The sequence below is a fragment of the Gemella sp. GH3 genome, from assembly GCF_013415425.1.
GTDB lineage: Bacteria > Bacillota > Bacilli > Staphylococcales > Gemellaceae > Gemelliphila.
The window spans coordinates 1-389 of record NZ_JACBYC010000019.1 but is presented as its reverse complement, the minus strand read 5'-3'; the positions used below and the strand labels follow the sequence as shown (position 1 = coordinate 389).

1 protein-coding gene is annotated in these 389 nt (G+C 33.2%); it reads left to right on the top strand.

Translation table 11 applies throughout. The features are described 5' to 3' along the window. A partial coding sequence (locus HZY83_RS00100; protein ID WP_179942092.1) for a M4 family metallopeptidase occupies nucleotides 1-237 on the top strand: 237 nt, incomplete at its 5' end. Nucleotides 238-389 lie beyond the last annotated feature (152 nt).

The following is a 389-nucleotide window of genomic DNA, read 5'->3' as shown; positions in this document are numbered from 1 at the left end:
GATAACGGTGGTGTACACACTAACTCCGGTATTCCAAACAAAGCAGCTTACAATACAATACGTAGTATTGGAAAGGGTAAAGCACAACAAATTTACTACAGAGCGCTCACAGAATATTTAAGTTCAAATTCAAACTTTAGTGATGCTAAAGAAGCGCTGTATCAATCAGCTTTAGATTTATATGATAAAAACACAGCTAACCAAGTAGCAGATGCATGGGACGACGTTGGTGTATAAATAATTGAAACTTTAAATCGTTTAATTCAGCCATAAACAATCTATCAACGAACATAATCAACGCCTTAATAAACAAGAATTAATGTTAAACACTTACAAATATTAAACGCCTTAATAAATGATGATTAAACAATGTTTGGCTTCATGTAGCC